At 55.9% G+C, this 6,314-nt stretch carries 5 protein-coding genes and 1 pseudogene; 2 read left to right on the top strand and 4 right to left on the bottom strand.

What is annotated here, in order from left to right; translation table 11 throughout:
- Positions 1 to 577 precede the first annotated feature (577 nt).
- Together RR842_RS06405 and RR842_RS06400 are read left to right on the top strand one after the other, a co-directional pair.
- Entirely contained in the window at positions 578 to 1,783 is a 1,206-nt protein-coding gene (locus tag RR842_RS06405) for a diphosphate--fructose-6-phosphate 1-phosphotransferase (protein ID WP_332513474.1), read from the top strand.
- Positions 1,784 to 1,851: 68 nt separating this feature from the next.
- The gene (locus RR842_RS06400; protein WP_332513472.1) at positions 1,852 to 3,276 is read left to right on the top strand and encodes a C69 family dipeptidase; all 1,425 of its coding nucleotides are present in this window, start codon (positions 1,852 to 1,854) and stop codon (positions 3,274 to 3,276) included.
- Positions 3,277 to 3,615: 339 nt separating this feature from the next.
- On the opposite strand, the gene RR842_RS06395 is transcribed toward RR842_RS06400, so the two are convergent.
- The 4 genes and pseudogenes from RR842_RS06395 to RR842_RS06380 form a co-directional block, all read right to left on the bottom strand.
- A complete protein-coding gene (locus RR842_RS06395) occupies positions 3,616 to 4,398 on the bottom strand; it encodes an HAD family hydrolase (protein ID WP_332513470.1) in 783 nt (260 codons plus the stop codon).
- 238 nt (positions 4,399 to 4,636) lie between these two features.
- Positions 4,637 to 5,080 carry a PIN domain-containing protein gene (locus RR842_RS06390; RefSeq protein ID WP_332513468.1) on the bottom strand — a complete coding sequence of 148 codons (444 nt, stop codon included), beginning with the start codon at positions 5,078 to 5,080 and terminating at the stop codon, positions 4,637 to 4,639.
- Positions 5,061 to 5,348 carry a type II toxin-antitoxin system RelB/DinJ family antitoxin gene (locus RR842_RS06385; protein WP_332513467.1) on the bottom strand — a complete coding sequence of 96 codons (288 nt, stop codon included), beginning with the start codon at positions 5,346 to 5,348 and terminating at the stop codon, positions 5,061 to 5,063. Before RR842_RS06385 ends, RR842_RS06390 begins: the two co-directional genes overlap by 20 nt.
- Positions 5,349 to 5,929: 581 nt before the next feature.
- Positions 5,930 to 6,314 (bottom strand): annotated as a pseudogene (locus RR842_RS06380) (ABC transporter ATP-binding protein); the annotation flags it as partial.

Here is a 6,314-nt window from a genome sequence, read left to right as displayed (position 1 = left end):
AAGAGAATTTGCAAAACGCGCATAAATCCAAGTTTTTTTGAGTTGCTAAAATCTTTTGTCACGTACTTGCTCCAACCTGTGTTTTCAATAGAGAGGTCCTGTAAGCTGCCACCTTCAATAAACTCGCTTTGAGCAAGTATAGGTCAAAGCACACGTCTGCGCACGTTTACTCGCGCTCAGACGTATACCAAGGTATCGTATCGCACACCTTCCCTCCGCGACACAAGCTCTTTTATAGCAACAACAACTGTCTCACGTAAAACATTTAGATATTAAAAATATGGCGCCTGCCCGCAGCAAGACCCTTCCGATTGCCTTTTTCTTACCGCATGGAAAGTGCGAGGAAAAGTTTCATGAAGACCGCTTGGGGCCTCATAATAAAAAGGCATCATCGCAGCAACTCCCGCCAGTCCGAGAGACGCCCCTCGCGCGATCTTGGGCTATTGCAGGCGTTGCGTCGGCAGCCCAAAGGAAAAGTGCTTACTAGGAGCAGGGAAAAGTGCTTACCCCCTAAGGGAAATTCTGCTTGACATTTACAATGCGCACCACTGCAGGCTGTAGAACAGGAGTATTCACCATGGGCAATTGCCTCGTCGCGCAATCCGGTGGCCCCACCGCCGTTATCAACGCAAGCTTGGCCGGCGTGATCCGCGCAAACCAGCTCAACCCCGTATACGACCGCGTACTCGGCGGCATCCACGGTATAGAGGGCGTGCTTAAAAACAGGTTATACGATCTCACCGACCTCACCGGCCACGACATCGACCTCTTGAAGCAAACCCCCTCGTCGGCGTTGGGTACCTGCCGCTACAAACTCAAGCGCGGAAACAACGCGGACTACCAACGTCTGGTTGAAGTAATGGACACCAACGACATCGACACCCTGTTTTACATCGGCGGCAACGACTCAATGGACACCGTAGATGCACTCTCTGAGTGGGCGCAGACACACGGGGCAAGCAAGCGCTTCATCGGCATTCCTAAAACGGTAGATAACGATCTCGTGCCGGTAGACCACTGCCCCGGCTTCCCGAGCGCCGCCAAGGTGGCCTGCGCCATCACCCACGCAACCTATCTCGACTACGCTGCTTACACGCGCCCTGAGGTGTTTGTGCTGGAAACCATGGGCCGCGACGCAGGATGGTTGGCAGCCAGCTGCTGCGTGTCAGGTAACGTCGATTTGTTAGTGCTACCTGAAGTAGACTTCAATAAAGAAGCCTTCCTCTCGGAAGTGAAGAAAAAGTTTGACGAAAAGAACGAGTGCTATATCGTCGTATCCGAAGGTGCCCACTTCGCCGACGGTTCATACCTGTCCGCCGGAGACTCGTCTCATGACGGCTTCGCCCACGCTGTGTTGGGAGGCGCGGCGCTTACCCTAAAACAGATGATTGTAGATGCAGGCATCGTGCCGCGCGGCGTGGTGCAGGATCTCTCGCGTGCTGCACGCTCGAGCAACTTCGCCCAAAGCCTCGTTGATGTAACCGAAGCCTATGAGCTGGGTATGAGCGCGCATATGCGCAGTGCAAACCCTGCGTTTACCGGACACGTGGTGGGCATTCGCCGCGAAGACACTCGCAGACCTTATAACGCGAAGTTCTTCGCCGGACCTGCAAGCGACTTTGCCAATTATGTAAAACAGTTCCCCGCTGAATGGATTTTGCCCAACTACCAGGGCATTACCCCAGAAGCAGTGGCATATTTCAAGCCGCTAATCGAAGGCGAACCGAAGCTGATAACAGAAGGCGGCATAGTGGCAACCCTTCAGCCGTTCAACAAGCGCTAGTACCAACGCAAGCATGAGCTAACCGGTGCTATGATAAGGCAAAGCATCCATCAGCGAGAGGAGCTTCCATGACTCGATCCACACACTGCGCATGCACGTCTGTCCTTGTAGGGAAAAAAGCATCGCTTGATGGCTCAACACTTATCGCCCGAACCGAAGACAACACGCAGGCATGTATGCCTAAGCTCTTCACGGTGGTACCAGAGCACACTTGGCACAAAGAGGCTTTCACCTCTGCCAACAATGGCTTTTCTTTGGAACTCAACGGGAAGGGCCTGCGCTACACGGCAACCCCGGAAGTGGATACGAGCGAAGGGCTCTACGAAGAGGCGGGTATCAACACCGCCGGCGTGGCCATGAGCGCCACGGAAAGCACGTACGCCAACGAACGCGTGCTCGCCCACGACCCGCTTGTCGAAGACGGGCTTGCTGAAGACGCTTTGCTCACCGTGGTGCTGCCCTTTATCTCCACTGCCCGTGAGGGTGTCGAACGCATTGCCAGCATCGTAGCCGCACACGGATCAGCCGAAAGCAACAGTATCTTGCTAGCCGATGTAAACGAAGTGTGGTACCTAGAACTGGCTACAGGACACCACTGGGTTGCGCAGCGCATTCCCGACGATGCCTATGCAGTGTGCTCGAACCGCATTTCCATCCAGAAAGTTGACTTCGCCTCAGATGATTTCAGGACCTCGGAGGGAATTCGCGAATTCGTAGAACAGCATCGCTTGAATCCTCAACCCCCTACGTTTGACTTCCGCCGTATTTTCGGCACCTATACGCAGCAAGACGCGCACTATAACACACCGCGCGTGTGGTACGCACAACACCTCTTCACGCCTGACGCCGAGCAAAAGCCCGAAGACCTGGACCTACCCTTCATCCGCCAAGCCGATCGACTGCTGGGAGTTGATGATGTCGCATGTCTGCTGAGTTCACACTTCGAAGGAACCGCTTTCGATCCATTAGGTTCCGAGGGAGACGAGCACACCCGTGCGCTCTACCGAGCTATTTCTCTTTCTCGCACGCAAGAGGGTCATGTGTTGCAAATTCGGCCCGACATGCCACCCGAGCGCGCAGGCATTCACTGGGTATCGTTTGCCACCACAGCCTTCTCGCCGTTTGTGCCGTTCTTCGCAGCCGCCACGCAGGTGCACCCTGCTTGGGAGCATTCAGCCACACGCCCCAGTTCCGAAAGTGCATACTGGCTGCTACGCACACTAGGAATGCTAACAGAAAGCCGCTACGCGTTAGTTGCCCGCACTGTAAGCGACTACCTCACCGCCTGCCGGCAGAAGGCACATACCTTCGTTGCAGCCACCGACTGTCGCACAGAGTCCCTTAGCGGCAACGAGTTGTGTGCGGCACTCACAACAGCGAATCATGTGTTCATGGATGAGATGCTGGCCGACCTTCACACGGTGATACAAGACGTCATCGTAGCAGCAGCGGAGGACTCTCGCTTGTCGTTTAACATGGATGCCAACCTGTAAAAGAACCATTCCCCCCAGCATCGAGACCCCTTTGCGGCCTCGCCTCCGCGTCATGCAACAAGTGGGAGACAAAATGCGTCTGCAAACGTACCCCACTATTGCCCTGACACATAATAACTTTGCCGTATTGGCGATGGTGCTGGGGTTCGCTCCTTGTGGCGAATTGACACGCATCGCTCACGTCGTGTCCTTTAGCGACTGTTTTACTATGCTTAACCTGGGAAAATTCGTACTTGTATCCTATGGCACCATCACGTTTATGCTTTTAGTGCACTGCCTTATCTTGCGGGGCCATTCGCGTGGACCCGCTTACGTACCTCAAAAAGGCGTTTTCCGTACTCAGCTTAGCAGCTTCTCCAATTCGCGCTGCACGCCGTGCTCAGCGTTGGTGGCAATGATCTTCGTGGCTATTTGCTTGATAGCCGAGCGGGCGTTGCCCATGGCGCAGCTGACGCCGGCCATGCGCAGTATCTCGTAGTCGTTCATCGAGTCGCCGAACGCCATAAGCTCAGAAGCCTGCACGCCATGGGCTTCCATGATCTGCTCGATACCCGTGGCCTTGCTTACGCCGCGCTGCATGACGTCGATCCATTGGCGGCCGGACGGTGCGAACACGAAGTCGTCGCCCAGTTCGCGTGTCAGCGCGTATGCCATGTCCATGACGCCCTCGTCGCAGTACACCGAGGCTTTCAGGATGTTCACCTCAGGCGTGGGCACCTCGAACACGCGCTCCGGATTCGGCAGGTTCTTGTCCATCTCGCGCTCGAAGCGCTCTTCGTCATCAAGCAGGTAGCTACGCGAACGGTCGAACAGCGCCAGGTGTAGGGTGTCGAACAGATCTGCGGTACGTGCGAGCCTGCGTACCGCCGCATGCGAGAACACCTCGCAGTCGACAAGCTTCCCACCGACGACAACCTGGGCGCCATTCGAAGCAACGAAGTCCATATGCTCCACCACCGGCTCGAACAACTCGTGCAGCGTATCGTAGCGCCGTCCCGACGAGGCGACGAAAGCAATGCCCGCCTCCCGCAACCGCCGAATCAGATCGTAAGCGCCCTCGGGCACGCATTGGTTTTCGTCGAGAAACGTCCCGTCCATGTCGCTGGCAATAAGCTTGATCATGCTAACTCCTCCTTCATGCGTCTGTTTGCAGCCATTGTACGTTGCAAACAGCGCAGACATCGGACCTACGCAAAGACTTTGCAGTAATTTGAGGAAACGGTTACCTTTCCACGCCGGATTCGCCTGCAAGCATGCGGATGCCGCCCGAACAAGGGGCAAGCAAAAGCGCCCATGCAGCAGATCACCGCCTCCGCAGCGCACGAGAATGCTTCCGCCCACCCGAAGTTAAGAGGCGCTGCTACCAATCAACCTCCTCGTATACCAAACCCTTCCGTTCCAGCCGAGCGAACAGCTCCTCGGGAGTAACCGCCTCGACCGACGACTCGGCGAAATCGTTCACGTTGCGCGTAACGATGTAGTCTGCTTTGATCTTCTCGGCACACCGAGCCACCAGACAGTCCTCGAAGTCTCCCCAACGCGCCGCCAACGCCTTGCGCGCGTCTTCTGGCGTAATGCCTACCAGCTGCAAAAACGAAAGGTTGTTCTCGATCATATCCTGCGCAACCTGACTCCCGTAATCCTTACGCAAGAGATAGTAGATGTCCGTAAGCATATTCACGCTGATGTAAGTGTTCGCCTCCTCCGCCACGCCAAGCAGGCAAACCTTGCGAGACAGCGCGTAAAAAGGCTCGCGCCGGTCGATATGATCCAGAACAATGTTGTTATCGAGAACCAAGTCCATAGCGGTCCTCCAACCGGGCAGCTCGAATTTCCTCATCGGTCATACCCATTGGACGTTTGGTGTGACAAGCATCGAATGCCGCAATTCGGCGCTTGATCTCGCCCTTGCTCGGCTTCTCCTGCTTGTCGAACGGAAGCTCATCGTGTTTGACCGTATAGTCGAACAGCCGACGTACTGCCGAAGAGGGCGTATAGCCATACCGGCGCATCACGTCTGTTGCCTGCTCTTTCACCGTTCCGTCGAGCCTTACGGTTAAGATCGATTCCATGCCATGCTCCTTAGACGTATTACCTGTAATACATCTTAGCACCTTTTGATAGAACAGGCAACGATGCCACGTCTTCTGCACGCTCTTGCTAAAAGCGAATTGCAGGCTCGGCCTTTCAGCCTGTAGCAAATTCTGAAAGGCACTCTCTTTCAAAGAAGCAACCCTACGCAAACTCGAAAGAAAGCCACCACTATCTAAAACCGCAGTTCATGGCTTCCGCAACTTAAGCGTGCGCGAAATATACCGAAACGCACGCCCAAATTGGTAGAACGTGCGCCAGTGCGCGGGCAGAATAGAGGCACTCGAAGAAACACCCCGCCCGCAGCGCGCCAACCGCATGAAAGTAGGCATCGGATATCATGGCAACCAGACTGAAGAAGGGATCACCGATGAGCTTCGCCGACAACCTTATCTACCTCCGCCTTCCGTCTTCAAATGGAGCGATTCCTCCCTCGACAAGCACTTGAGCGAACCTTGGGCCGACCAGCCTACCGAGAGAGCCTTGCCACTATGGTGAGCGCCTTGTTGGCAGAAGCCAGCCGAAGCCTGCGGGTAGCCACGTAGAGGCCGTCGCACGCCCGTTACTCCCCCAGCGTCTCCGCGGCTTCGAGCCATTCTTCTTCAAGGACGTCTACTTGGCCCTGCAGGTCGTTGATCTGCGCCTGAAAATCGCCGAGTGCACCGAAGTCGGTCGGGTCGGCGGCGACCATGAGCGCGCGAGCATCCTCCACCTTCCCCCGAAGCGTCTCCATCTTGCGCTCATTGGACTGCATGAGCTTGCGCAACGTCCTTATCTCACCACCGGTAAGCTGCGGACGAGCAGAATCGGCATCAGCCATCGAGGTGGAGGGGTGGGCACCGCCCACCAAGCGAGTTCCGCAGCGCAGCGAGGACTGTTTGAGCGACTGGGCGGCGCCCGCCCCTCCACCGGAACAGGTTGACCGATTTCGCTCGTTCGTCAACTTC

The organism is Gordonibacter sp., from assembly GCF_036667095.1.
In the GTDB taxonomy this organism is placed as follows: domain Bacteria; phylum Actinomycetota; class Coriobacteriia; order Coriobacteriales; family Eggerthellaceae; genus Gordonibacter.
The sequence above is the reverse complement of the archived record's forward strand: the minus strand, read 5'-3'. Positions and strand labels throughout refer to the sequence as shown.

Coding starts and splice junctions, on each gene's coding strand:
- RR842_RS06405 (WP_332513474.1), top strand. CDS start 578: ATGGGCAATTGCCTCGTCGCGCAATCCGGTGGCCCCACCGCCGTTATC.
- RR842_RS06400 (WP_332513472.1), top strand. CDS start 1,852: ATGACTCGATCCACACACTGCGCATGCACGTCTGTCCTTGTAGGGAAA.
- RR842_RS06395 (WP_332513470.1), bottom strand. CDS start 4,398: ATGATCAAGCTTATTGCCAGCGACATGGACGGGACGTTTCTCGACGAA.
- RR842_RS06390 (WP_332513468.1), bottom strand. CDS start 5,080: ATGGACTTGGTTCTCGATAACAACATTGTTCTGGATCATATCGACCGG.
- RR842_RS06385 (WP_332513467.1), bottom strand. CDS start 5,348: ATGGAATCGATCTTAACCGTAAGGCTCGACGGAACGGTGAAAGAGCAG.